This window comes from Paraburkholderia sp. J8-2 (assembly GCF_905220195.1).
In the GTDB taxonomy this organism is placed as follows: domain Bacteria; phylum Pseudomonadota; class Gammaproteobacteria; order Burkholderiales; family Burkholderiaceae; genus Paraburkholderia.
The window spans coordinates 154,646-179,532 of the sequence record NZ_CAJMZA010000013.1 but is presented as its reverse complement, the minus strand read 5'-3'; the positions used below and the strand labels follow the sequence as shown (position 1 = coordinate 179,532).

Annotated in this window: 23 protein-coding genes; 7 read left to right on the top strand and 16 right to left on the bottom strand. The window is 64.3% G+C overall.

All coding sequences use genetic code 11. The features are described 5' to 3' along the window. Positions 1 to 5: 5 nt before the first annotated feature. From U5A52_RS25750 to U5A52_RS25730, 5 genes are all read right to left on the bottom strand, one after another. Positions 6 to 989, bottom strand: a complete 984-nt coding sequence (locus U5A52_RS25750) for a protocatechuate 3,4-dioxygenase (RefSeq protein WP_321914008.1) — start codon at positions 987 to 989, stop codon at positions 6 to 8. Between the two features lie 136 nt (positions 990 to 1,125). Further along, the gene (locus tag U5A52_RS25745) at positions 1,126 to 2,406 is read right to left on the bottom strand and encodes an MFS transporter (protein WP_321914009.1); all 1,281 of its coding nucleotides are present in this window, start codon (positions 2,404 to 2,406) and stop codon (positions 1,126 to 1,128) included. 86 nt (positions 2,407 to 2,492) lie between these two features. After that, complete coding sequence (locus U5A52_RS25740; protein ID WP_321936699.1) at positions 2,493 to 3,344, bottom strand: amidohydrolase family protein; 852 nt, start codon at positions 3,342 to 3,344, stop codon at positions 2,493 to 2,495. A gap of 70 nt (positions 3,345 to 3,414) precedes the next feature. Beyond that, entirely contained in the window at positions 3,415 to 4,440 is a 1,026-nt protein-coding gene (locus U5A52_RS25735) for an amidohydrolase family protein (protein WP_321914011.1), read from the bottom strand. A gap of 16 nt (positions 4,441 to 4,456) precedes the next feature. Continuing rightward, positions 4,457 to 5,434 (bottom strand): PhnD/SsuA/transferrin family substrate-binding protein, encoded by a 978-nt coding sequence (locus U5A52_RS25730; protein ID WP_321914012.1) that lies wholly within the window; start codon positions 5,432 to 5,434, stop codon positions 4,457 to 4,459. A 407-nt stretch (positions 5,435 to 5,841) separates the two neighbouring features. On the opposite strand from U5A52_RS25730, the gene U5A52_RS25725 reads away from it, so the two are divergent. After that, complete coding sequence (locus U5A52_RS25725) at positions 5,842 to 7,389, top strand: methyl-accepting chemotaxis protein (RefSeq protein WP_321936698.1); 1,548 nt, start codon at positions 5,842 to 5,844, stop codon at positions 7,387 to 7,389. Between the two features lie 126 nt (positions 7,390 to 7,515). Here U5A52_RS25725 and U5A52_RS25720 read toward each other — a convergent pair whose 3' ends face one another. Further along, a complete protein-coding gene (locus U5A52_RS25720; protein ID WP_321914014.1) occupies positions 7,516 to 7,944 on the bottom strand; it encodes a hypothetical protein in 429 nt (142 codons plus the stop codon). A gap of 30 nt (positions 7,945 to 7,974) precedes the next feature. Next, positions 7,975 to 9,003 (bottom strand): helix-turn-helix domain-containing protein, encoded by a 1,029-nt coding sequence (locus U5A52_RS25715; protein ID WP_321936697.1) that lies wholly within the window; start codon positions 9,001 to 9,003, stop codon positions 7,975 to 7,977. Between the two features lie 186 nt (positions 9,004 to 9,189). On the opposite strand from U5A52_RS25715, the gene U5A52_RS25710 reads away from it, so the two are divergent. Next, the gene (locus U5A52_RS25710; protein ID WP_321936696.1) at positions 9,190 to 10,335 is read left to right on the top strand and encodes a peptidyl-alpha-hydroxyglycine alpha-amidating lyase family protein; all 1,146 of its coding nucleotides are present in this window, start codon (positions 9,190 to 9,192) and stop codon (positions 10,333 to 10,335) included. Between the two features lie 21 nt (positions 10,336 to 10,356). Here the strand turns inward: U5A52_RS25710 and U5A52_RS25705 are convergent, their stop codons facing one another. Further along, the gene (locus tag U5A52_RS25705) at positions 10,357 to 11,175 is read right to left on the bottom strand and encodes a DeoR/GlpR family DNA-binding transcription regulator (RefSeq protein WP_321936695.1); all 819 of its coding nucleotides are present in this window, start codon (positions 11,173 to 11,175) and stop codon (positions 10,357 to 10,359) included. A 31-nt stretch (positions 11,176 to 11,206) separates the two neighbouring features. Here U5A52_RS25705 and U5A52_RS25700 point away from each other — a divergent pair, with 31 nt between their 5' ends. The 3 genes from U5A52_RS25700 to U5A52_RS25690 are packed head-to-tail and all read left to right on the top strand — an operon-like array spanning position 11,207 to position 12,494. Continuing rightward, a complete protein-coding gene (locus U5A52_RS25700; RefSeq protein WP_321936694.1) occupies positions 11,207 to 11,812 on the top strand; it encodes an NUDIX domain-containing protein in 606 nt (201 codons plus the stop codon). Continuing rightward, positions 11,809 to 12,216: a DUF4406 domain-containing protein gene (locus U5A52_RS25695; RefSeq protein ID WP_321936693.1), complete on the top strand. Its 408-nt coding sequence runs from the start codon at positions 11,809 to 11,811 to the stop codon at positions 12,214 to 12,216. The genes U5A52_RS25700 and U5A52_RS25695 overlap by 4 nt, the downstream gene beginning before the upstream one ends. Beyond that, positions 12,198 to 12,494, top strand: a complete 297-nt coding sequence (locus tag U5A52_RS25690) for a YciI family protein (protein WP_321936692.1) — start codon at positions 12,198 to 12,200, stop codon at positions 12,492 to 12,494. Before U5A52_RS25695 ends, U5A52_RS25690 begins: the two co-directional genes overlap by 19 nt. 20 nt (positions 12,495 to 12,514) lie before the next feature. Here U5A52_RS25690 and U5A52_RS25685 read toward each other — a convergent pair whose 3' ends face one another. From U5A52_RS25685 to U5A52_RS25655, 7 genes are all read right to left on the bottom strand, one after another. Continuing rightward, the gene (locus U5A52_RS25685; RefSeq protein ID WP_321914021.1) at positions 12,515 to 13,318 is read right to left on the bottom strand and encodes an FRG domain-containing protein; all 804 of its coding nucleotides are present in this window, start codon (positions 13,316 to 13,318) and stop codon (positions 12,515 to 12,517) included. Positions 13,319 to 13,441: 123 nt separating this feature from the next. After that, complete coding sequence (locus tag U5A52_RS25680) at positions 13,442 to 13,939, bottom strand: pyridoxamine 5'-phosphate oxidase family protein (protein ID WP_321936691.1); 498 nt, start codon at positions 13,937 to 13,939, stop codon at positions 13,442 to 13,444. A 95-nt stretch (positions 13,940 to 14,034) separates the two neighbouring features. Next, positions 14,035 to 14,886 carry a carbohydrate ABC transporter permease gene (locus U5A52_RS25675; protein WP_321914023.1) on the bottom strand — a complete coding sequence of 284 codons (852 nt, stop codon included), beginning with the start codon at positions 14,884 to 14,886 and terminating at the stop codon, positions 14,035 to 14,037. Positions 14,887 to 14,907: 21 nt separating this feature from the next. Further along, the gene (locus U5A52_RS25670; protein WP_321914155.1) at positions 14,908 to 15,807 is read right to left on the bottom strand and encodes a sugar ABC transporter permease; all 900 of its coding nucleotides are present in this window, start codon (positions 15,805 to 15,807) and stop codon (positions 14,908 to 14,910) included. A 149-nt stretch (positions 15,808 to 15,956) separates the two neighbouring features. Beyond that, entirely contained in the window at positions 15,957 to 17,219 is a 1,263-nt protein-coding gene (locus U5A52_RS25665) for an ABC transporter substrate-binding protein (protein ID WP_321914024.1), read from the bottom strand. A 101-nt stretch (positions 17,220 to 17,320) separates the two neighbouring features. Then, positions 17,321 to 19,327, bottom strand: coding sequence for a beta-galactosidase (locus U5A52_RS25660; protein WP_321936690.1), 2,007 nt, complete (start codon positions 19,325 to 19,327; stop codon positions 17,321 to 17,323). Between the two features lie 23 nt (positions 19,328 to 19,350). Next, a complete protein-coding gene (locus U5A52_RS25655) occupies positions 19,351 to 20,523 on the bottom strand; it encodes a sn-glycerol-3-phosphate ABC transporter ATP-binding protein UgpC (protein WP_321936689.1) in 1,173 nt (390 codons plus the stop codon). 189 nt (positions 20,524 to 20,712) lie between these two features. Here U5A52_RS25655 and U5A52_RS25650 point away from each other — a divergent pair, with 189 nt between their 5' ends. Together U5A52_RS25650 and U5A52_RS25645 are read left to right on the top strand one after the other, a co-directional pair. Continuing rightward, a complete protein-coding gene (locus U5A52_RS25650) occupies positions 20,713 to 21,744 on the top strand; it encodes a LacI family DNA-binding transcriptional regulator (RefSeq protein ID WP_321914027.1) in 1,032 nt (343 codons plus the stop codon). A 150-nt stretch (positions 21,745 to 21,894) separates the two neighbouring features. Continuing rightward, complete coding sequence (locus U5A52_RS25645; RefSeq protein WP_321936688.1) at positions 21,895 to 23,667, top strand: methyl-accepting chemotaxis protein; 1,773 nt, start codon at positions 21,895 to 21,897, stop codon at positions 23,665 to 23,667. Positions 23,668 to 23,685: 18 nt separating this feature from the next. On the opposite strand, the gene U5A52_RS25640 is transcribed toward U5A52_RS25645, so the two are convergent. After that, positions 23,686 to 24,669, bottom strand: a complete 984-nt coding sequence (locus U5A52_RS25640; RefSeq protein WP_321914029.1) for a response regulator — start codon at positions 24,667 to 24,669, stop codon at positions 23,686 to 23,688. Positions 24,670 to 24,887 lie beyond the last annotated feature (218 nt).

Genomic DNA, 24,887 nt, shown 5'->3' with positions numbered 1-24,887 from the left:
CGGGCTCAGTCGGCTTTCCAGTACATGAAGCCCATGCCCTCACCAGTTCCGGCGGGCGTGCGCCAGCACGGCACGTAGTCGACGAGCGTCATCTCGGCGCCGGTTTCCTGCAGTGACTTCATCACGCTCGCGTAGAGCTTGATTTCCGAGGTGCCCGACTGGTAGGAGCGGTTGTCCACGGCGGCGAGGCCGTCGTAGTCGTACTCGGCCAGCATCTTCATGATGCGATGATCGAATTCCTCGTCGTTGACGAAGTGAGACAGGCCGCCCGACGCGAAAATGCCAACGCGCACATCTTCGGGCCACGCCTCGATTGCATCGCGCAGCACTTCGCCGAACTCGATGCAGCGCGACATGGAGGGCTGCGTCGGCGGGTAGAAGCAGTTCATGATGACCGGCACATGCGGCGGCGGGTTGTCGCCCATGATCTGGTGGTAGACGAAGCTATAGGCGTGCGGCACCACCGGGTACTCGGGCAACGGCTTCATCCACACGTTATCGGGCCACGCGAACAGATCGGTCAGGTCAAAGCCTTCGTTCTGGAAACGCTCGACGAGATACGTTGCGAGCTTCGGATGGCACTGGTGCGTGACGTGATGGTCAGGCGCGTAAACCGCGCGCTGCGGCGGCCCGTTGTGCACTTCCTCACCCGTGTAGATGGCGATCGACGGCGAGAAGTCGGTGAAGATCTCCTTCTGGTCCTTGCCGAGAATGATCGCGACATCGATGCGCGCTTCGCGGTAGGCGGCGGCCATCTTGTCGAGCGCCGCACGGCAGCGGGCGGCGCGCGCGGTGCGCTCCTCCATCGTGAGGAAGGGCTCGAACGCCGCTTTGCGATGGGCTTCGAGTTCCGGGTAGGTCCACGTGCGGTTCTGGAACCACAGTTCCGGGTTGTTCCGGTCCCGCTCGCCGTTCTTTAGCCAGTCCTCCGGTGCCTGCCCGAGCATGCCGCTGTGCGGCACGGCCATTCCGAATACGATCTTCGCCATGTGTGATTTCCAGTCAATTACCACCGGCCGTGCCGGTTGCCTAATATTGGGTGTTTCCTGAAGCTGTTTATTACTTCGGAATACAGATCAAATAGAATAGATGCTTCGATCTCGTTCGTCTTCGATGCCGCGGTGCTCAGGCCTCCTGAAGCGACGCTTTCGGGTCCGAGACCTTCGGCGCCCATTCCGGACGGAAGAGCACCGCGGTCGCCGTCGCTCCGATGAGCAGGAAAACGAGGATCACCATCATCGGCAAAACGTAGTTGTGGCTAACGTGCAGCAGCCAGCCCGAAAGACTCGCGGCAACGCCGCCCGCCAGACTCGTCGCGACCTGCTGCACCCCGGTCACGAGGCCGATCGCCTGCTTCGGGATCAGCGTGAGACGCGAGAGCACGAGATTATTCGCCGTTGTCATGCCGAGCAGCGAGAGCGACAGCACGTTCCAGAACAGCGCGCCTTCGAGCGTATGGGCATACGCACCGAGCAGCACTGTGCAACCGCCCACGAAGCCCGCGATCGTGAACGATTTGCGCACGAGGATCGCGTTGTAGCCCGCCGCGACGATCCTGTCCGCCGCCCACCCCGCCACGGCCGCCACGATCGCGATGCCGGCGAAGCTGAAAAACGTGTAGATACCCGAGCGCTCGAGCGACAGGCCACGCTGCTCGACCAGATAAGAGGGCATCCAGGTCATGCAGTAGAACGTGAAGTAGCCGTAGCAAAAATTCGTGATCATGCCGCCCCAGACCACCGGGCTCGACAGGATGCTTGCCAGCGACACCGTGCGGGCACTGCGGCTTGCCTGCTTCAGCGCGGCGCGCGACGGAAAGTCGTTACGCACGAGCAGCAACCACGGCACGAGCCAGAGAAGACCGACCAGCCCGGTCACGATGAACATCAGCTGCCACGAATAGTTGACGATGAACCAGGCGCCAACCGGTGCGCCGAATGCCGGGCCGAACTTGTTGCCCATGGCGAGGATGCCCACGGCGAGCCCGTTCTGGCGTTCGTCGAAGTTGTTGCGAATCCAGCGGTAGCTCGCCGGAATCACGATCGCCTCGGTCACGCCGACGATCAGGCGCATGACGATCAGACTTTCGAGCGCCGTGACCGCGCCCATCAGCGTCGTGGCGATACACCACAGCGCAAAGCAGATCGCATAGGGCCATTTCACGCCGTAGCGGTCGGCTACCCAGCCCATCGGCACCTGGAACACGCCATAGGACCAGAAAAAAGCTGCGTTGATCCAGCCGCGATCGACGCTGCTGAGATCGAATCCGTGAATGAAGCCCGGGTCCGCGAGCGCGCTGGAAATGCTCGTGCGATCGACGAACGAAATCAACACGCCGAGTGCCAGAAGCGCAAGGACGCTCCATCGGCTTGCTGTCACGCTTCGCTCTGGTTGAGTTGTCTCCATCTGCTTCTTCTTTCTCGATCAAACGCTTTGTTACTCAGCCAACGCGGCACATGCATGCGCCGCGGCAGCTGCCCGGATGCATCGCTTCAGGCCAACGCCGGATAAAGCGAGAGCGCTGTCTTGCCGAAAATCCACTCGCGGTCCTGCTCGCTCAGGCTTTGCAACCCGGCCTGTGCGGTCGCGAGAATCTCCGAAAGCTTGCCCGGCGACGTCGGGAAATTCGAACCCCATGCCATGCGCTGCGCACCGAACGCCTCGACCACGCGCGGGAAGAACGTCTCCGCGCTCGCCTTCTCCTTCTTCACGTCGCCGAAAATGCGCGGCGTGAGTTTCAGATAGATGTTCTCGAGCGAGGCCAGGTCGAACAGGCTCTGCGCCTTCGCGTACGGTACACCGTCCGCGACCTCGGGACGGCCGAGGTGATCCAGAATGATACGCACGGTCGGGAACCGGCGGGCGAGCGTCGTGATCTGCGGCAAGCCGACTGGACCGGTCTGAATGCACATCGGCAGATTGAGTTCGGCGCACAGCTCCCAGGCCGGGAACGAGCGCGGGTCGTCCAGCTCGCTCGGATCGAACTCCTTGGTGCTGCCGCCCGTGAAGAGACGCAGGCCGCCGAGACCGCGATCGGTCCACTCGCGAATGCGCTGCGGCGCATCCGGTTGCAGCACGTCCACCGAGCCGACCGCGACGAGACGGTCCGCGTACTTCGCGCAGCCGTCTACGACATAGCTGTTGTCGAAACCGTACGTGGTCGACGAATGCACCACCGCAGCCTTGGCAACGCCCGCCTCGTCCATCGCGGCGATCAGCGTTTCGACCGTGGTCGGACGCTCTTTCGACCACTCCGAGCGCTTGCCGAACAATGGCGCGGGCGGATAGCGCGTTTCGTCGTCCGAGATGATGTGAGGATGAATATCAACGATTTGAGAAGCCATGCGTGCCTCTGTACTTTTCCGTTTCTGCGCGGCTCGCGCCGCGCTTGTTAACCACGCTTGTCAATCGCGCTTATTTGCCGCGCGCCTTCAGGCGGGCGTCGAGGCGCGGATACACGCGGCGTGCGTTGCCTTCGAAGATCTTGTAGCGGTCTTCGTCGTTGAGCGCCGGGCACGCGTCGATATAGCGCTTCGTGTCGTCGAAGTACTGGCCCGTGATCGGGTCCTTGCCACGTACGGCGCCGATCATTTCGGAACCGAACAGCACGTTGTCGGACGGAATCACCTTCGTGAGCAGCTCCACACCCGGCTGGTGATACACGCACGAATCGAAGAAGATATTGTTCAGCAGTCCTTCAAGCGGACGCTCGCGCATTTCCAGCGACATGCCGCGATAACGGCCCCAGTGATAAGGCACCGCACCGCCGCCGTGCGGAATCACGAGACGCAGCGTCGGGAAGTCCTTGAACAGGTCCGACTGCAGGATCTGCATGAAGACCGAAGTGTCCGCGTTCAGATAGTGCGCGCCCGTGCCGTGAAAGCACGGATTGCACGAGGCGGCCACGTGAATCATCGCGGGCACGTCGAGATCGACGAGCGCTTCGTAAAGCGGATACCACTCGCGATCGGTCATCGGCGTGCCGGTCCAGTAGCCGCCCGAGGGGTCCGGGTTGAGGTTGCAGCCGATGAAGCCCAGTTCCTCGACACAGCGGCGCAGTTCGGCAATGCTGTTCTTCGGCGCGACGCCCGGCGACTGCGGCAACTGGCACACCGGCGCGAAGTTGTCCGGATACAGCTCGGTCACGCGGTACACGAGGTTGTTCGACACTTCGGCCCATTCGAGGCTCGTGCGCTCGTTGCCGAGGTGGTGGCTCATCAGGCCCGCGATCGGCGAAAAGAGCGTGAGGTCGCTGCCACGCTCTTGCTGCAGCTTGAGCTGGCCGTTGCCGATCGCGTCGCGAATCTGGTCGTCGCTCACATGGGCGCCTTCGAGCGACGGCGCGTTGGCCGGGTCGTTGGCAAATTCAACCTGCTTCGCGCGCCAGTTGCGAAACGATGCAGGCACGGTCGTGAAGTGGCCGTGGCAATCGATAATCATGATGTCTCCGTTCGTATCAGCGGGCCAGCGGGTCGACGAAAAGTTCGTCGATCGCCATGCGGCGCGGCGTGAGGCCCTGCTTGAACGCGGTCTGCTCGAGCGCCTCGATCGTTTTCAGGTTTTCCGCGAGGCCGTACGGCAGCGGGTCGTTGCCGACGATCTTGCGCAGCGCGAGGTACTTCTTGTCGCCTGCGGTCGTCGCTTCGCCGGCATCGAGGCGGGCAAGCCACTGCTTCTTCGCTTCGGCGAAGGCGTCGTAGATCGACTTCGCGATCCACGGATGCTCGGCGAGCACCGAATCCTTCACGACGATCGTGCCGTGCATCGGGTAGATGCCGGTGCGCGCGTAGTATTGCGCTTCGAGTTCGGCTGCGTTGGGCAGCAGGTCCGGGTAATCCGCCTCGACTTCCTTCCAGCCGCCCGTGGGCGCGCCGGTGCGGCCAATGCCGGCTGCGGCGGCAAAGCCTCCCACCAGTTCGCCGGTGGCCATCATGTCGGCAAGCGACTTGCCCTCCGGTGCGTGAATCACGTTCGAAGGCAGCTTGAGCTGCGTGACGTGTTCTTCGTCGTCGACGACCCACGTCACCTTCGACGAATCGAGCCCGAACTCGTCGATCAGCACCTGGCGCGTCCACACGCCCGTCGTGACCGAGTAGGCGCGCACGCCAACCTTCTTGCCTTCGAGGTCCTTCGGATGGCGAATGCCCGCTTCCGGGCGCACCAGCAGCCCGCTATGGTGGAAGCGGCGCACCACGAAAATCGGCAGTGCGACGAACGGCGCGCCGTAAGCGCGGGCGATGATATAGGTCGTCGGCGCGAGTTCGCACACGTCGAATTCGACGTCGCGCACCATGCGGCGGAACGCGCCGATTTGCGGTTGTACGGTGACAAATTCTGCGTCCACGCCCTCGATGGGAATGGAACCATTGCGAATGGCCGACGTGTGCGGATGCTCAGCGATTGCGATCTTGAGCGGGACTTTCTTGGTCAACATCCTCTCCTTTGGATTGCGCGGCGCGGCTTACCCGATGGATTTCGCTGCGCCGGACGTATCGTCTCGATGGAGTGAGAATAGGGGAGGCGCCAGGCAGCGTCCCTATACAAAACGCACATTCACTGGCACTTTTGTCGAAGCCGCCCTGCCTGAATCCCGGTCACTGCAAAGCGTTGCGGCCGACACGCGCAACGGACGAACCGGCGATCGCGGCGCAAGCGGCGCGAGTGGCGACTTGATCGCACCCCGGGAAAACCACCATTGCGCAAAGGCGCCCGCGCCGCCCTTCAGTTCCCTCGCGGCGCGCCGTAAACATGTCCTGAGCGTGTTCAGTGCTTCGCCGTCTCGCGCGCGAAGGCACTGCCGTTTTTCTGCAACATCGCCCCTCGCGTTCTGGAGCCATCCTCGTGTTTGCACGACTCTCTATCTCTGTCCGTCTGCGCATCGCGGTCGGGGTGCTGGCCTTGCTGATCGTGGCAGCCGGCGTTTCCGGCCTCGCGGGCATGTCGCGCACCAATACGGCGCTCGGCTATGCCTACTCGAACCAGCTCGCCGCCGCCATCAACATTGGCAAGACGAACCTGAATCTGACCATCGCGCGCACGACGCTCGACCGCATCCTTTTGCACCCGGACACGCCCGACACTCAGGCCCTGCTCGACAAGGCGCAGACCTACCTCGCCACCTCGAACAAGGCGTGGGACGTCTACCGCTCGCTGCCGCACGCCCCCGAAGAACAGGCGCTCGCCGACGACGTTCAGACCGCCCTCACCGGCATGCTGGAGCAAGGCATTCAGCCGCTCATGGCCGCGATCAAGCAAGGCGACCGGCAGGCCCAGGATGACATTGCGATGAAGCGCATTCCGCCGCTCTCGGTTGCGCTCACGAAGGCCTCGAGCGCGCTCGAGGCATGGCAGAAGGCGCATGGCGAGCAGGCGTTCGACCACGCGCAGGACCGCTATTCATCGCTGCGCGCCGGCAGCATCGCCCTGATCGTGCTCGGACTCGCCGTGGCGCTCGTGTGCGCCGTGGGCCTGCACCGCGCGATCGCAGCGCCGCTGGAGAACGTGCAGGGCGCGCTCCAGCGCATTGCGGACGGCGACTTGACCGCGAACCTCGACACGCGCTCCAGCGACGAAATGGGCCGCCTCGTGACGAGCCTGAAGGCCATGCAGGACGCGCTTGCACACACGGTGCGCAAGGTCAGCCATAGCTCCGAGTCCATTTCCACGGCAACGCGCCAGATCGCCGCCGGCAACGACGACCTCTCTCAGCGCACCGAAGAGCAGGCGGCCTCGCTGCAGGAAACGGCCGCGAGCATGGAGCAGCTCACCGCCACGGTGAAGCAGAACGCCGAGCACGCGCGTACCGCGCAAACACTCGCCAATAGCGCACAGGAAGTCGCCGATCGCGGCTCGCAGGTCGTGAGCCACGCCGTGCAGACGATGGAGCGTATCGACGGCAGCTCGCAGAAGATCGCCGACATTACCGGCATCATCGAAGGCATTGCTTTCCAGACCAATATTCTCGCGCTCAACGCGGCGGTGGAAGCCGCGCGCGCGGGCGAACAGGGCCGCGGATTCGCCGTTGTCGCGAGCGAAGTGCGCTCGCTTGCGCAGCGTTCGGCGGCGGCCGCGAAAGAGATCAAGACGCTGATCGCCGAATCGGTCGAGCACGTTTCCTCGGGCTCGGAGTATGTGCGCTCGGCGGGCGTGACGATGAACGAGATCGGCGAATCCATTGGCCGTGTGACGACCATCATGCACGAGATCGCGAACGCGTCCGAAGAGCAGCGCGACGGCATAGAACAGGTGAATCTCGCGGTCTCGCAGATGGACCAGGTCTCGCAGCAGAACGCTGCCCTGGTGGAAGAAGCGGCCGCGGCCGCCATGGCGCTCAGCGAGCAGGCCGACGCGCTGCGCGATGCCGTTGGCGCTTTCAGGCTCGCGCGCTAAGGCGCAGTCGAGGCGCTCGCGGCAACGATCGATCGAGGTGTGCCCCGCGAACCGGCCACCTCAATTCCTTAGGATGACCTTACAGTTCGCCATACGGGCACGCTCGCACGTGTAGCCCTGCGCGACTCAACTCGCGCAGGCCAGCGCCCGCATCCGGCGCGACGCATCGAAGTCCCGCGCTTTCATAGCGGCCGCAGCGCAGCCCCGCTTGTCCAGCCTCTCGGCGAGCAGCCAGCAAAACGCGTCCAGTTCGGCCCTGCCGTGCGTCGCAATGAATTCGCGCATGACTTCATGCACGGCGCTTTCCTGTGTCGCCGCCGAAAGCATGCTGGAAATATGCGACGCGCCGCGCGCAAGTTCGAGCGAATACGCCGCTTCGTAGTAGTACAGGCCGCCTTGACGCGGCTTTTTTTGGGTCTTCTTCATGTTTCCCCCGTTTGCCCGAATCTCGCAGGCGCCTGCATCTTTGCAGGTGGCGCATGACGCGGCAATGAATCGGCGGTGCCTGAAGCCAAATCTGTCGTTACGTCTCAAATACTTGTTGTTTTGTCTCACGCGCGCTTGCACGACACGTGCGTTTCATGCTCAACGCATCAAGGCCATCCAGTAGCGCCAGTCGTCCACGCCGGACTCTTTCGCGAGTTCGGTCTCGCCATTGAGCGCCAGCATACGTACCGCGCGTGGCGAGAGGCCAATCGAGCGGCGAAATGCGCGCGTGAAATTCGCGGCATCGGTAAATCCATGCGCGGCGGCAATATCGGCAATCGACATGCTGCGTCGCGCCGGGTCGGCGAGCATGGCGCGGCAACGCCGCAAGCGGCGCTCGCGCACGTAGGTCGCGAAGCCGCCCTCCTGCTCGAAAAGCCGGTACAGCGTGGCGCGCGACATGCCGAATGTGCGCGCAACCCGCTCCGCGCTTAAGTGCGGATCGGTCAGGCGCTTCTCCACATACCGGCATATCGATACGAACGCGCATTCCTGCACCGCCGGCATGTGTTCCGGGCTCACGCTCGCATTGAGCGCGCTGGCCGCGAGCTGAAGCGTGGCAGGCAAGACGGCCTGGGCGTTGGCGAGCGTCATTTGCGGGGCGTGCCGGTAAAGCGCGCCCAGATGCTCGCGCAGCAGCGCGACCGTGGGATCGGCACCGCGAATCACACGCATGCCCTGCTGGTCAGGCGCATGCAGCAAAGGTGCGAGCAAGCGCCGCGGCACCGCCAGATTCAGGAATTCGCTTTGGGTGGTTTCGGTCGCGAGCGGCTGCGCCGCGTCGACGATGAACATGTCGCCCGGTTGCGTACACCCTTCCGGACCGCCGTCGCGCACCCGGCATTGGCCGCCTAGATAGAACTGCAGAACATATTGATCGTGGCCATCGCGCCCGATCTTCGCGTTCGAGCGGTCGTAGCGCTGCGCGCCCGTGCGTATCGAACCCAGCACTACATCGCCGAACAGGTAGCCGCTCACGGCGGAGCCAAAACCGGCATCGCGCGATTCGGCCGTCTGCGTGTCGAAGAGGACGTTCACCGCCTCTCGCCACGCGGAAAACTGCTGATCGCGTGGCAAGACACTCGTATCGAACGCGGAATGCGGCAGGGAATTTGGCGTTGGGCTCATGGGCCACCTCGGTATGCGAAATGACTACGGAATCGGAATCCTCCACTCGATTACTGCGCTATCGGTTGCGCGCGCATATTCTTTAGGGTGCGCGCGGCAATGTTTGCGGTCAGTTCACGGAACGCCCCGCGCGGGTTGCAGTGCACAACGTTCGCCACCATCTTCGAACAAGAGGAGAAAGGTCCGATGAGCCCGCTTCATTCGCTTCATTCCGTTGGCTGTCCATGCTGCGGCGGCCTTCTGCAGGGTGCCTTCACGCGTCGCCAGTTCCTCGCGGCAACCGCCGCCCTCGCCGCCGCGCCGGCCTTCGGCCAGACGCAAACGGTTCCGTCCATTGCTTACGATTCCATTCCCAACCCGGTTCGGCTACCGGTGGACATGTATTTCGGGGAATGTTCGGGCGTCGCGGTAAATTCGCGCGGGCACATTTTCGTGCTCTCGCGCGGCAATAGCACCGGGCCGGCCTACGGCGCCGCAGCAGCGCAATTGCTCGAATTTGCGGCGGATGGACGGTTTGTCAGGGAAATTGGCCACAACCTGTACGCGTGGTCGTTCGCGCACACCGTGAAGATCGACCGGCAGGACAACATCTGGGTGACGGACAAGGGCTCGGACATGATCATCAAGTTCACGCCGGATGGCCGCGTGGCGATGGTGTTCGGCCGCAAGCAGGAAGCCGCGGACGAAGAAACCGGACCGCTCAAGCATCCGAACCCGCCCTTGCCTTCCGAGCCCGGACGCTTTCGCCAGGTCACCGACGTCGCCTGGGACGCCGCAGGCAACACCTACATCAGCGACGGTTATATCAACTCACGTGTGGCGAAGGTCGACAAGGACGGCAACTGGCTCAAGTCATGGGGCGACCGCGGCACCGGGCCCGGACAGTTCCATACGCCACACAGCATTGCCGTTGATGCGCAGGACCGCATTTATGTGGCAGACCGAAGCAACCGGCGCATCCAGGTGTTCGACACGGACGGCAAGTTTCTGAAGCAATTCACGATCGACGTGCCGGTGCCGCCGGGCGCGCGGCCCGCCATCGGCAACGTGCCGGACGAAGCGACGATCGCCGCGGGCACGTTCGCGCCGGGGTCGCCCTGGGCGATCTGCATCTCGCCGGGTCCCGATCAGGTGCTGTACAGCTCCGACGCGTTCCCTGGGCGCATCTACAAGTTGAGCCTCGATGGCGAGTTGCTCGGCGTATTGGGCGAATCGGGCAAGCAGTTGAAGCAATTCGGCTGGATCCACGAAATGGCGTGCCCCGCGAAGAACGTGCTCTTCGTCGCCGAACTGCTGAACTGGCGCGTGCAGAAGCTGGTGCTTCACGCTTAACCTGACGGCGCGCTCATGCACTCAAGCGCGCACCACCGTCACGCCCGCCGCCTCGATTGGCTCGGTCAGTTTCGCATCCGTCGAGCGCTCGACGACGATAGTCTGCGCCATGCCGATCGGACCGATGCAGTAGGGTGAGGCGGCATTGAGCTTCGCCGCCGAGGCCAACACGACCGTTTCCGCGGCGCGCGCGGCCAGTGCGCGTTTTATATAGGATTCCTCGAAATCTCCGGTGCTGAGCCCCGCTTGCGCGTGAACGCCCGTCACGCCCATGAAGTACAGGTCAGCGTGAATGTGCGCAATCGCCTCCACGGCCGCCGCGCCCACCGTGACCACCGAGTGCTTGTACAGCTTCCCGCCGATCAGCACGACTTCGATGGTGGGATGCTCCGCGAGCGCGACCGCCACACCGGGGCTATGCGTGACGACGGTCGCCTGCAGGTCGCGCGGCAGACACTCGACTAGCAGCGCGGAGGTCGTCCCGCCATCGACGATCGCCACCTGCCTCGGCGCGATCATGCCTGCGGCCTTTTGCGCAATGCGCCTCTTGGCCGCCACCTCCATGCCACGCCGCTCGGCAATGGGCGCCACGGCCGGCGAGGCCGGCAGCGCGCCGCCGTGCACGCGCTGCAACAGGCCTTCGGCCGCCAGTTCGCGCAGATCGCGCCGCACCGTGTCCTCGGAAACGCCGAACTTCGCGCTCAGTTCGCCGGCGAGCACCTGGCCTTCGCGTTTAAGGGCTTCGAGTATCGCTTTCTTTCGTTGATCTGTGAGCATGAGAATCGCACCAACGCGTTTGCACGAATTTTCTTGATTTTGCACGAAACTGCACGATACCATGAATGGCGCATCCTGACCAATGGGGAACGAGATGACGGTAATTGCAACGAAAGACCGTGTGCGGATGATCGAAACCACCGTGCTGTCCGACGACTGGTATGTGCTGCGCAAGGTGACCTTCGACTTCCTGCGCAGCAACGGCAAATGGCAACGCCAAAGCCGCGAAACCTACGATCGCGGCAATGGCGCGACCATCTTGCTGCACGACCCCCAAAGCGGCAACGTCGTGCTCACGCGGCAATTTCGCATGCCGACCTTCGTCAACGGGCACGACGGCATGATGATCGAGGCGCCAGGCGGCCTGCTCGACGACGCCGCGCCCGACGAGCGCATTCGCGCCGAAGTCGAGGAAGAAACCGGCTATCGCGTGCGCAATCTGCGCAAGGTATTCGAGGCGTACATGAGCCCGGGCTCCGTGACCGAGAAGCTTTACTTCTACCTGGGCGAATACGACCCCGCCGAGCGGCCCGGCGCGGGCGGCGGCGTCGAGGAGGAAGGCGAGGATCTGGAAGTGGTCGAAGTGCCGCTTGACGAAGCGCTACGGATGATCGAGCGCGGCGAGATCGTGGACGGCAAAACGATCATGCTGCTGCAGCACGCTGCGTTGCGCGCAACACGCAAAGAGGTCGCGGCATGACGCCTCAACTCATTCTGATTGCGGGACCGTGGCGCGGCGGCACCCACGGCGACCCGGCGCTCATGGCCGCGAACCTCGCCAGGCTCGAAGCCGCCGCACTGGACGTTTTCCGCCTCGGCCATACGCCGATCGTTGGCGAATGGCTGTCGCTTCCCCTCGCCGCCCAGGCGGGCTCGAAATACGTTGGCGACGCCATCAGCGAGGCGTTCCTGTATCCGGCGGCCCACCGCATGATCGCGCATTGCGATGCCGTGCTTCGCATACCTGGCGACTCGCGCGGCGCCGACGCCGATGTTGCGGTTGCCCGTGAGGCCGGCAAGCACGTGTATTTCAACCTGGCTGAGATACCATACGCGTCTTCCGCGCTCTCCAATCAGGCACCGCCATGTACATCGTTTCCCTGACCTACACTGCCCCGCTCGAGCGCATCGACGACGCCCTTCCCGCGCATCGCGCCTACCTCGATGCGCAGTTCGAAGCGGGCAACTTCATTGCCGCCGGTCCGAAAATGCCGCGCGACGGCGGCGTGATCATCGCCTCGCATATGCCGCGCGAGCGGCTCGATGCGCTGCTCGCCGACGATCCGTTTGCGCAGCAAGGCGTCGCCGGCTACGAAGTGACGGAATTCAAGGCCACGCGCCTCGCGCCCGGCCTCAATCTGCCGCGTCCCGAAACGCCGTGAACGGGGCCGTTGCGGGCTTGTCAGCTCGTTGAGCCCGCAATCGGCGCCACCATACCCGACCAGACGATCTCCAGCTCCACGGCAATGGATCGCGCGAGCCCGTCGAGCCCCGGAAACAGCGACGCATTCGTGATGTTCATGCGGTAGAGCCACTTCATCGCGTCCATGCGGATGCGCTCGGGCAGCACGATCTTGTGCAGCAGCTCCTCGTGGCTCTCGTAGCCTTCAAGGATGGCCTGCAACGGCTTGTCGATCACGCCCGGCACGACGAAGGTGCCCGACTGCGCGACGAGCCGGTCGTCCATCTCCGTGGGCTCGCCCGACCAGAGAATTTCGTTCGTGTTGCTAAAGAAGTAGCGTTCGAAGTTGTCGTGCGCGCGCGGGTCGATCACGTCGCGAGTCAGCGTGGGATTGGTCTTGGGCAACGCGCGGCTGTTCCAGAGCGCGGGCGTGTTCAGCGCGTAGACGGCCGCGTCGCCGGTTGCGCGCTCCAGCGCGAAAAAGGCCGCGACAAACGGGCTTTTCGTGAAATCGAGCAGCCGCGTGGGCGCACCGTGGTGCTGCATGAGCGCGAGGCAGCGCAGATCGTCCTTGAGCAGGTCGGGATGCGCAAGGAAGTTGTGCGCCTTGCGGCGAAACACGCGAATGGCGCGCTCCTCGCGCTGGCGCCATTGCAGCCGGTCGCCCACGTAGTCGCGCATATAGCGCGTGAGCGAGCTTTCGAGGTGCCACTGCGCGTTCTGCTGGCCTCGAAACGCCCAGCCGTCGAGCTGCGTGGTCAGCGCCATGAACTGCTGCCAGTCTGTGAGTACCGTGGTCTGCATCGTTGTTCCGGAAGCGTTTGTCTTTGCGTGGCGACGGGCCCATGAAGCGCGCGCCCCGCAGAGCACGCTAGCACATCGACAATGACAACATCACGAAGCTTGCGTCACGCGCCTCGGGCAAGCTCAGGCGAATGCGCGCAGCATCGCGATCTGCTCGCGCCAGCGCGTCAGTACGCGATCAGGCTCGTAGAGCCGGAACGTCACGCCGCTGCGCACCTCGGCATATTTCGCGCGATGCTCGGTGACAGACTCGATTTCCACGCGAAAGACGCTCAGTTCGAGCGCCATTTGCCGTTGCGCCACGGCGTGAGCGCGTGCGCGTATCTCCAGCAGTGCGCCGTCGTGGACGAGCGAAAGCGTGAGGCGCGCGTCGCGCACGAGATTGGCCGTGGTGCTGGACTGCGGCCAGAGCGCGATGAGCAGCGTGTTGGCGTTCACGGCCAGGATCTCGCCCGCGCTCAGTTGCGCGCCGTGCGGCCAGCCGTCCTCGCTTACGGTCGAAAGGCGGATCGCATCGGAAAGGTGCGCTTCGAGGTGGTCGCCGTCGAATTCGCGCACGAGCGCGGCGGGCAGTTGCGTGGCGGGCTGGATGGGCCGCGGGGCCGGTTCGTTGTGCTGCATGGGGCGTTCCTTGCGGGCGTGACTGGCGTCGGGTCTCCCGAAATTGGACCGTAGCGCCGCGCCGAAGTCAAATCGCCCCGCCTTTCATCAACCGTTCAGCCCTTGGTCGCGCCGAACGTGAGCCCCGCCACGAAGTGCTTTTGCATCGCGAAGAACATCATCACCGAAGGCAGGGCCGCGAGCACCGATCCCGCCGAAACGAGGTTCCATGCCGTCGTCCACTGCCCCTTGAGGGCCGCAACGCCCACGGTGATCGGCGCGGCGTCGTCGCCCTGGGTCAGGCACAGCGCCCAGAAGTAGTCGTTCCAAACGAACGTGAACACGAGAATGGCAAGCGCGGCGAGCGCCGGTCGAATGAGCGGCAGCACGATGCGCACGAACACGGTCCATTCGTTCGCGCCCTCGATGCGCGCGGCCTCGACGAGTTCGAACGGCAGTTGCTTGATGAAGTTACGCAGGAAAAGTGCGCAAAAGCCGGTCTGAAACGAAAGATGAAACAGGATCAGCCCGCCCACCGTGTTGTAGAGCCCGAGCTTGAGCGTGAGATCGCGCACCGGAATCATCAGCACCTGGATCGGCACGAAGTTGCCCGCAACGAAAGTCGCGAACAGTGCCGAATTGCCCGGAAAGCGGTAGATGGCCAACGCATAGCCCGCCAGCGCCGCGAGCGCTATCGCCCCGGCCACGGCGGGCAGCGTGATCTGCACGCTGTTCCAGAAGTAATGCAGCATGGGCGAAGTCGTGAGCGCGTCGCGATAGTTCTCGATCATCGCGAAGTGCTTCGGCCAGCCCCAGTAGTTGCCCTCGCTCAGCTCTTCGGTGGAACGTACTGAGGTGACCAGCACCGCAATGAGCGGCAGCAGCCAGATGATGAGCGCCACGGGCAGCGAGAGTTTGTACAGGCGGCGCGACGCGGGCTTCCATTTGTCGACCGGAATCGGAAACATGTGCGGCTCCTCGTGGCGGATTCAGTGCTCGCTGCGCAGCAGGCGGCGCAGGTGATAGACGATATAGAGCAGCATGATCGCGAACAGCACGACGGCAATCGCGGCCGAATAACCGAGCCGGTAGTATTTGATTGCCTGGTCGTACATGTAGTACGCGAGCACCGTCGAGCTTTCGAACGGGCCGCCGCCCGTCATCACGGAGATGAGGTCGAAGCTGCGCAGCGCGCCAATGACCGTGACCACCACGGCCATGAACGTGACGGGGCGCAGCTGCGGCAGGATCACGTGCCAAAGCATGGTCCAGCCCTTCGCGCCTTCCATGCGCGCGGCCTCGATCTGCTCGCTGTTGAGCGTTGTGAGGCCGGTGAGATAAAGGATCATGCAGTACGCGGTTTGCGGCCAGAGCGCCGCGAAGATGATGCCGGGCGTGGCGTAATTCGGGTCGCCGAGCACGGGTATGCCGCGGCCCAGCATGAGCGCGAGCAGGCCGAACGTGGGGTCGTAAAACCACGAGTAGATGAGGCCCACCACCACGCCCGAAAGCACGAATGGCGCGAAGAACAGCGACTTGACGATGCGAATGCCGCCCACCGCCTGGTTGAGGTACAGCGCGATCGCGAGGCCCATGGGCGGCGCGAGCAGGAACAGCACCAGCCAGATCACGTTGTTCTTGAGCGCCGTGTAGAACGTGGGCGCGTGGAACAGCTCGACGTAGTTGGCGAGGCCCACGAAGCTCGCTTCGGTCATGCCGTCCCAGTTGTAGAGCGACAGACGCAGCGTGGAGAGAATCGGCCAGATCACATAGACCGCGAACATGATGACCGCGGGCGCGAGAAAGAGGCACGCGGCACGGCGCTGGCGCCGTGCGGTGGGCGACACGCGGCGGCGCGGTTGAATGCCCCGCCCGCTTGCGTGCGGCATGCCGCCGTTCTCGCCACCCGCCGGTGCGGTTGCGTCCGCGCGATGCGCAACGGTGTGAGTCACTGCCTGTCTCACGGCAAAAACCTCCTGTCTACCTGCACGTAGGGCAGACGGCGCAAGCATGCATCGCCCGCCCCACTTCGAACTCCTTACTTCTTGTAGATCCGCTGACGCGTCTGCTCCAGCTGCGCAAGAATCGAGTCCAGCTTCGTCGGATCGGACACGAACTGCTGCATGCCCTTCATGCCTTCGTCGGCCATTTCCTTCGTCATGTCGCGATCATAAAACTGCGCAATGCCGCCCTTCGTGTTCGAAAGAATCTGGAAGCCGATCTTCGAAATCGGGTCTTCCGGCTCCGGCGACTTGCTGTTGGCCGAAAGCGAGCCCAGGCCCTTCGCGAGTTGCGCGCCCACTTCCGGCGTCTCCGCAAACGCGAGGAACGCACGCGCATCGGCCTTGTTCTTCGCCTTGCCCGGGATATGCAGCGATTCGACCGGGCCATCTTCGGCGGTCGGCACGTTCGGGTCGATGATCGGGAACTGGAAGTAACCCATCTGCTGCTTGACCGTCGGGCTGAAGCCGCCCGTGATGAAGGTGCCCATGAGCATCATCGCGGCCTTGCCCTGGAACAGGAACGGCTGCGCCGCATCCAGATCGTACGAGAGCGAATTGGCGATGAAATCGCCGTCGTCGAGCAGTTGCTTCCACGTGACGTAGACCTTCTTCACGCGCGGGTCGGTGTACGGGACTTCGCCCGCCATGAGCTTCTGGTGGAACGCGTTGCCGTTCAGGCGCAGGTCCAGATAATCGAACCAGCCGGCCAGCGTCCACGCGTCGCGACCAGCCACCGCGATCGGCGTGATGCCGGCGGCTTTGAGCTTCTTGCAGGCGTCGAGGAATTCATTCCACGTCTTCGGCTCGCTCTTGATGCCCACCTTGTCGAACAGGTCCTTGCGATAGAACATGCCCCACGAGTAATACACGGTGGGCGCGGCGTACTGCTTGCCCTGGTAGGACGAGGCCTCCTTCGTCGAGGCGTACATGCTGTCCCAGTTGTTCTTCTTCCAGTCGTCCGAAAGGTCCGCGAACAGGCCGCGCTTCGCGTAGTAGGCCATGCGCTCACCGTCGTGCCAGTTCACGATGTCGGGCGGCGCGGTCGTGAGCCAGTTCGGCAACTGCACCTTGTAGGCTTCCTCGTCGACGAACGACACCTTCACGTCGGTGCCGGGATGCGTTTTCTTGAACTCGTCGATCACCTGCTCCCACACGGCGCGCTGGCTTGCGCCCTTGTAGGCAATATTCATTTCGAGCGTGCCGGCCTGCGCTGCGCTTGCGAACGTGCCTGCAAGCGCGCCCGCCGCCAGCGTCGCCGCAACGAGCAGGGTGCGTGGTCTGAAGGTCTTGCCGATCATGCGTGTCTCCTTGGTTATACGTCGTTGTCGATGCTGCATCGGAAGGAACTGCGCAATGCGTCTGTTTCTCGTCCCGGCTTCTCGTCCCGGCTTCTCGTGCATTACGAACGGTAGGCGCTCACGCCCTGCGGTTCTATCGTACGCGAGCCGATTACGATTGCCTCGTCGGGAATATCCGCAGAAAGCGTGTGCGTGCCCGGCCCATAGTTGAATACCCAGGTGAAGCCGCCGCGCCGGCTCACGCGTATTGCGTCGCCGAGCGGCTGCGGCATAAGTCCCGCTTCGCGCGCCACACGCGCAAAGAGCGCCTGCGTGCTCGCCTCGTCGAACAGGCTGGCCAGGTAGTGGACCGCGCCGCTCTTCACATAGGCGGGATGGCCGTCGCTGAACGTCGCGCGCACTTCCGGCACGGCCCATTCGCTTTCGCCGGCGACGCTCACCACCGCACCGAGTTCGATCAGATCGCGCCAGTGGCGCGCGTGGCCTTCGTGCGCGTCGTCCATGTCGAAGCGCACCGGCTCGCTGATATTGGGCCGCAACGACTCCACGCGCCACACGCGCAGCGGCAGCAACGCCGCGAGCGGCCCCGGCGGCAGGTTGGCGGGAATCTGCAAGTCGACGGTTTTCGAGCCCGTACGCGGCCCGATCACCACTTGCGCGCCCGAACTGACGAGGCGCTGCGCGAAGTCGTCGGGGACAATGGGCAGCGGCGGCACGACCACGAGACGGTAACCGTCGAGCGGCGCGTGCACCGAAACGATATCCACATCGAAGCCGAGCGCGCGCAGCGCCGAGTAGTACTCCACAGCAAAGCGCGGATAGTGGAAGTCGGCGCCCTGCGGATGAATCTCGAAGAGCCACTTCGCCTCGTAGTCGAGCACGAGCGCAACGGGCGTCTTCACGTCGAAGTCGCGGCCGCCCTTTGCCGCCGCGAGCACGGCCTCGATTTCCTCGGCCACGCGTGCCGCCTCCGCACTGCCAAGGTCGGGGCGGTTGTCGGGCGTATTCAGGCCCGCGTGCATCTGCTCCTGCGCAAACGGCGCCTGGCGCCAGCGGAAATACGACACACAGCCCGCGCCATGCGCGAAGGCTTCCCAGCTCCAGAGGCGCACCATGCCGGGCAGCGGCGCGGGGTTCCAGTGCGCCCAGTTCACCGGGCCGGGCTGCTGCTCCATGACCCAGAACGGCAGCTTCGACATGCCGCGATACACGTCGTGATTGAACGAGGCGAAGTCCGGGTGCCCCGTGCGCAGATAGCGCGCCTTGACCTCGGGCGCGAACCACTGCTGATCGAGCGCGCCGAGCGGATAGCTGTCCCACGTCGCGACGTCGAGATCGGCGGCAACCTTGTAGTGGTCAAACTCCATGAAGAGCTGCATGAAGTTGTGCGCGATGGGCCGTCCCGGCGAATGCGCGCGCAGGATATCCACCTGCATGCGGTTGTAGCGGCGCACTTCATCGGAAGCGAAGCGCTGGTAGTCGAGCCGGTGCGACGGATGCGCCTCGGTCACGGTGCCAACGGGCGCGTCGATTTCGTCGAAGCTGCCGTACTCCATGCTCCAGAACACCGTGCCCCAGGCGGTATTGAGCGCGTCGATACTGCCGTAGCGCGCCTTGAGCCATTCGCGAAAGCGTTGCACCGCCGCGGGCGAATAGCTGACCACCGTTTGATGGCAACCGTATTCGTTATCGGTTTGCCAGTACGCCACAGCCGGATGCTGGCCGTAACGCGCCGCAACCGCTTCGCAGATGCGCCGCGAAGCCTCGTAATACACCGGCGACGAAAAATCATAATGCCGCCGCGAGCCGAATCCGCGCACGCGGCCATCGGCGCCCACGGGGAGAATCTCGGGATGCCGGTCGATCAGCCACTTGGGCGGCGTAGCCGTGGGCGTGCACATCACCACTTGCAGGCCGGCGGCGCCGAGCGTGTCGATGGCGCGATCGAGCCAGCCCCAGTCGAACTCGCCGGGCGTGGGCTCGATGCGGCTCCACGCGAACTCGGCGATCCGCGCCTGCGCAATGCCGAGCGCCTTCATGCGCGCGGCGTCGTCTTTCCACATGGCCTCCGGCCAGTGCTCGGGGTAGTAGCAAACTCCAAGACGCATGCCTGTGTCCTCGTTTGTTGTTTTCATGCGGGTTGATCGGCGGTGGCGAGCGGCGCAACGGCGAAACCGTCTTCCGCAAACAGATGGCAGGCGTTGGCGCTCGCACGGAACTGCGCGGCGTCGCCGCTAGCTAGCCGTGCGTCGCCGGGCGCCTTGGCGACGAGCACCGCCCCGCCCGGCTGATCGAGGTGCACGTAGCTGTGCTCGCCCAGTTCCTCGACCAGCGTGGTGGCACGCGTGATCGTCAAGGCATCCTGATCATTGCCCGACGTGCGTGGCACAACCCCTTGCCCCACCAGTTCGAGATGCTCGGGCCGCACGCCGAAGGTGACAGGCGCGCCCACAGCAAGCCGCGCGCCCTGCACCGGCAGCCGCAACGTTTCGCCGCTTCCGTCGAGCGCGATGCTCACGCCGTTCGCCTCGATGGCCGTGACGCGCGCCGGCAAAAAATTCATGCGCGGCGAGCCGATGAAGCCCGCCACGAAGCGGCTCGCGGGCCGGTGATAAAGCTCGAGCGGCGCGCCCACCTGGGCGACGCTGCCGTATCGTTCGGTATCCTTACCGCTGTGCAGGAGAACGATCTTGTCGGCGAGCGTCATCGCCTCGATCTGATCGTGCGTCACGTACACCACGCTCGCCTGCTCGAACTGCCGATGCAGGCGTGCAATCTCGATACGCGTCTGGCCGCGCAACGTTGCGTCGAGATTGGAAAGCGGCTCGTCGAACAGGAACACGCCGGGCTCGCGAACGATCGCGCGGCCAATCGCCACGCGCTGCCGCTGGCCGCCCGAAAGCGCCTTGGGGTGGCGCTCGAGCAGCGCTTCGAGTTGAAGAATGCGCGCAGCTTCGCGCACCTTGCGATCGATCTCGGCCTTCGGCGTTTTCGCGAGCTTCAGGCCGAACGCCATGTTCTCGTACACGGTCATGTGCGGGAACAGCGCGTAGCTCTGAAACACCATGGCCACGCCGCGCTGCGCGGCGGGCACGTCGTTCACGAGCTTGCCGCCGATCGAAATATCGCCGTCGGTCACGTCTTCCAGGCCTGCGATCATGCGCAGCAGCGTGGACTTGCCGCAGCCCGATGGGCCGAGAAATACACAGAACTCGTTCCTGCCGATCTCCAGATCGACGTTGCGAATCACCGGCGCATTCTCGCCGTATGCCTTCTGAACGCCGCGCAACGAAATGCTCGCCATCGTCCCGTCTCCATGTTCTAATCGGCACGACACGGAGATTAAGCGCTTAATCAGCAGGCCATAAAAAAGCGATCGCGTGTGCGATCTGGCTGCCTTGTCTCCGGTAATCGTTTTGATTGTCGGGCCAATGTTGCAGTGCCCGTCACAATCATGCAAATGTTGAATCGCCTTCCCATATTTTGAGATCGCATGCCGACCCTCAACGAAGTCGCGCGCCGCGCCGGTGTGACGCCCGCCACCGTCTCGAACGTCTTGCGCGAGCGCGGCCGCGTGGGCGAAGCCACGCGCCAGCGTGTGCTCGAAGCAGTCGAGGCGCTCGGCTATCGCCCGCATTTGTCGGCGCGCGCGCTCGCCGAAGGCCGGCCGCCGACCATCGCGCTCATGGTGTCGAGCATCGCGAACCCGTTCTACCCGGAGTTCGCGCTCGCCGTGGAAAATGCGCTGCGGCGCAGCGGGCGCTTTCTCATCATCTGCAATACGGACGGCGACCCGCAAACGGGCCGTGCCTATCTCGAACAGATTGCGGGCACGCTCTCGGCGGGCGTGCTCGTGATGAACGCCAATCTCGACTTCTCCGACCTGCGCGCCACCGTGCGGCGCGGCGCGCCGGTCGTGCTGTGCATGTGGGAGCGCCCGCTCGACCCGCCTGGCCTGCCGTGCGTGGCCGTGGATTTCCGCCGCGCGGGGGAGCTTGCCGCACAGCATTTGCTGACGCTTGGGCATCGGCGCATTGGCGCGATCGTCGGCAGCAAGGTTTCCGGCATTCACGCGGCGCGCTATGACGGCTTCGTCGCGGCCATGCAGGCGGCCGGGCTCGACGGCGCGGGCGCGCCCGTGCGTTATGCGCCGGACACGACGCAAGGCGGCTACGCGGCCACGAGCGAATTGCTGGCGCGGCACCCCGACCTCACCGCAATCTTCGCGACCAACGACCTGCCCGCGCTAGGCGCGATGCAGGCCGCCGCCGATCTCGGCCTTCACGTGCCGCGCGAGCTTTCGGTGGTCGGGATCACCGATATTCAGCTTGCGCGCGAATCGCGGCCCGCGCTCACGACCGTTGCGGTCGCAACGATCGAGGCGGCGGAACTGGCCGTCGAGTTGCTGACGGAGCTAGTCGAAGCGCCCGATTCGGCTGCGGGCGCGGCTGCACGCGTGTGCGTGGTCTCGTCGCCGCGGCTGGTCGTGCGGGCTTCTACGGCTGCGCCGCGAGCGAAAGCTTGACGAAAGAATCAACACACGCAAACCGCATCCAGCGCAAAGAACCAATAAGCAAATTTAAGGTTCCGTTCCAACCATCCGTTAAACACGATGGCGCTGCACCTGTGCATCGCTACGAAAAAAACAATCGAAGATGGCTGGAGAATAACGAACGTGAAGCGAATAACGTTGAATCAGAAAGCCTGGAGCATCGTCGGGCTGCTTTGGATCTCGCTCGTCGTGATGGTGGTGGCCAACGCCTTTATGACGCGCTCGGGCATGGTGACGGACCGCAAGAACCTGGTGGAGCAGGAAACGCAAACCGCACTGGGCGCGGTCTCGTACTACCAGAAAGAAGCGGACGCCGGCCACATGAGCGCCGACGACGCGAAGCGTCTCGCCATCGCCACGCTGCGCGGCATGCGCTACGGCGACGACAAGAGCGGCTACTTCGGCATTTACGACAGCAACGCCATGGCGCTGCTCGTGCCGCCGAAGCCTGAAATGGAAGGCAAGAGCCAGGCGGACCTGACGGACCCGCGCGGCACGCATGTGGCGCTCGAGATCGTCAAAAGCTCGTCCGCGGGCGGCGACGGCTACAGCAGCTACTGGTGGCCGAAGCCGGGCAAGAGCGCGCCGGTCGAAAAAATCAGCTATTCGGTCCTCGTGCCGGGCTGGGACTGGCACCTCTTCACCGGCATCTATACCGACGATATCGACGACGCCTTCCGCAGCGCGCTGATCAGCAATCTCCTGCTCGTGACGGTGATCGGCGCAGCCGTGACGCTCGGCCTCATGTGGCTCATCCGCACGATCCGGCAAAGCCTTGGCGGCGAGCCGGAATATGCCTCGCAGATCTGCCAGCGCATTGCCGAAGGCGATCTCACGGCGCATGTGAACCTCGCGCCCGGCGACCAGCACAGCCTGCTCCACTCGATGCAGCAGATGCAGCGCCAGCTGGTCGAAACCGTGCACCGCATCCAGACTTCGGCTGAATCGATCACGACGGGCGCCAAGGAAATCGCGGCAGGCAACCTGGACCTTTCCTCGCGCACCGAGGAACAAGCCGCCTCGCTCGAAGAAACGGCCGCCAGCATCGAAGAACTCACGACCACGGTCAAGCACAACACCGACAACGCGCGCCAGGGCAATACGCTCGCCGTGAACGCATCGGAAGTCGCCGCGCGCGGCGGCGAAGTCGTGCGCCGCGTGGTCGAAACGATGAACGAGATTTCGAGCAGCTCGCAGCGCGTGGAGCAGATCATCGGCGTGATCGACGGCATTGCCTTCCAGACCAATATCCTCGCGCTCAACGCGGCCGTGGAAGCGGCGCGCGCCGGCGACCAGGGCCGTGGCTTCGCCGTCGTGGCGGGCGAGGTGCGCAGCCTCGCGCAGCGCAGCGCGACAGCCGCCAAGGAGATCAAGGACCTGATCGGGCAGTCGGTCACGCAAGTATCGGAAGGCACCAGGCTCGTTGACGAAGCGGGTAAGACGATCGACGAGGTGGTGATTTCGGCACGCCGCGTGGCTGACCTGATGGGCGAAATCGCAGCGGCTTCCGAGGAGCAGCACACCGGCATCGAGCAGGTGAACCGCGCCGTCGCGCAGATGGACGAAGTGACGCAGCAGAATGCGGCGCTCGTGGAAGAAGCATCGGCCGCGGCGCAGTCGATGGCGGCGCAGTCCAATGGGTTGCGCGAGGTCGTGACAGTGTTCCGGGTCGGGGCGCAGGCTGAGCCGGCGCTTGCTTCAACGGTTAGAGCGCCTGCTCAAAGCGCGCGTGCCGTGCGCCCGGCAGCACCGCTCAAGCGCCCTGCCCCTGCCCGTGCTGCGAAGGCAGTGGAAACCACGCCGGCACCCAAGACCACGAACACAGCGGCAAAGGCGGCAACGGCCAGCCCCGCGACCACCGCGTCCAACGAAACCGCAGACTGGGAAACGTTCTAGGCGCGGCCTGGAACGGCATCACGCAAGGCTCGCGCCCTCACCCGGCGCGCCTTGCTGCGCCCGCCACGCAGCAAACGTAATCAGCCCGGGCACAAGGCCCGGGTCGTCGATCCGCGTCCAGCTCGTATATGTGTCGTCGAGTCCCGGCACCGGCTGCGGCGTCGCGAACTCCACGCGGGACATGCCGGGCCGGTACGCCTCGTTCGGCCAGAAGACCGGCATGATACGGCGCGCCGCCATTTCCTCGCGCAGCGCTGCGGGGCCGCCCTCGTCGGCCACGACATCGCATTGCGCCGCCCAGTCGTGGCTATCCCACGCGAGAAACACACCGGCGTTGCCCGCAGCGTCGAACGTCAGCACGGCATTCTGCTCGGGCCGCCAGTAGTACTCGACAATCCGCTCGCGCAGCGCGACTTCGTGCAGCACATCGGCAATACGCCGGTTCGCGTAGATCGCGCCTACGCCATGCACGCCGATATGGCCGCGCCGTGCGCAGAACTTGCGCTTGGCATCGTCGATCGCGCCGCGCAACTTGCGGGTCATGGCCGGATCGGACTTCTTCACGTAGAAGTCGATCAACCCCGCGTTGAACGCCTCCACCGCATGCGATTCGTCGGCCGTGGCCGTGAGCAGGATGCGCGTGCACGCCACGTCCTTCGCGGCGGCGAGAAACTCAACGCCGGTCATCTCCGGCATTTCGTAGTCCACGACGAGCGCGGCGATATCGCCAAAGCGCGCCGCGTCGGCCATCACGTCCTCGCCCAGCGCGTTGCCGCCCCGCTTCTCGAACTCCGACCATGCAGCGCCCGCAGCGGGATTGCGCGCGCTCTGCCGCGCTTCATGCGAGGCGACGAAGGCCAGCGCTTGTGCGGCGCTCGTGAAGTAGCGGTCCGTGCCCGCGCCCGGAAAGAGGCCGCGCAACGCGTAGAGAAAGTCGGGACTGTCGTCGAGAAACACGACGGAAACGGGATGAAAGACCGGCTGTCTGACGATGGAACTCATGCTGGATCTCGGTTAAGCACACTGCGCCTCATGCGGTGCGCCCGATACCCGGAGCTGCACCGCGAGGAAAACATATCGATTATGCGGCGTGTCGCCTGGACACAGCAACCCGAAGCCGCAACGGTGCGTTCAGCGCAGGCATGCGCAAACGTTATCGCAGCCAGCGAGCATGAAGCGGTTCGCGTATGTGGGGAGCACGGTTCTGGATGAAGAGGAAC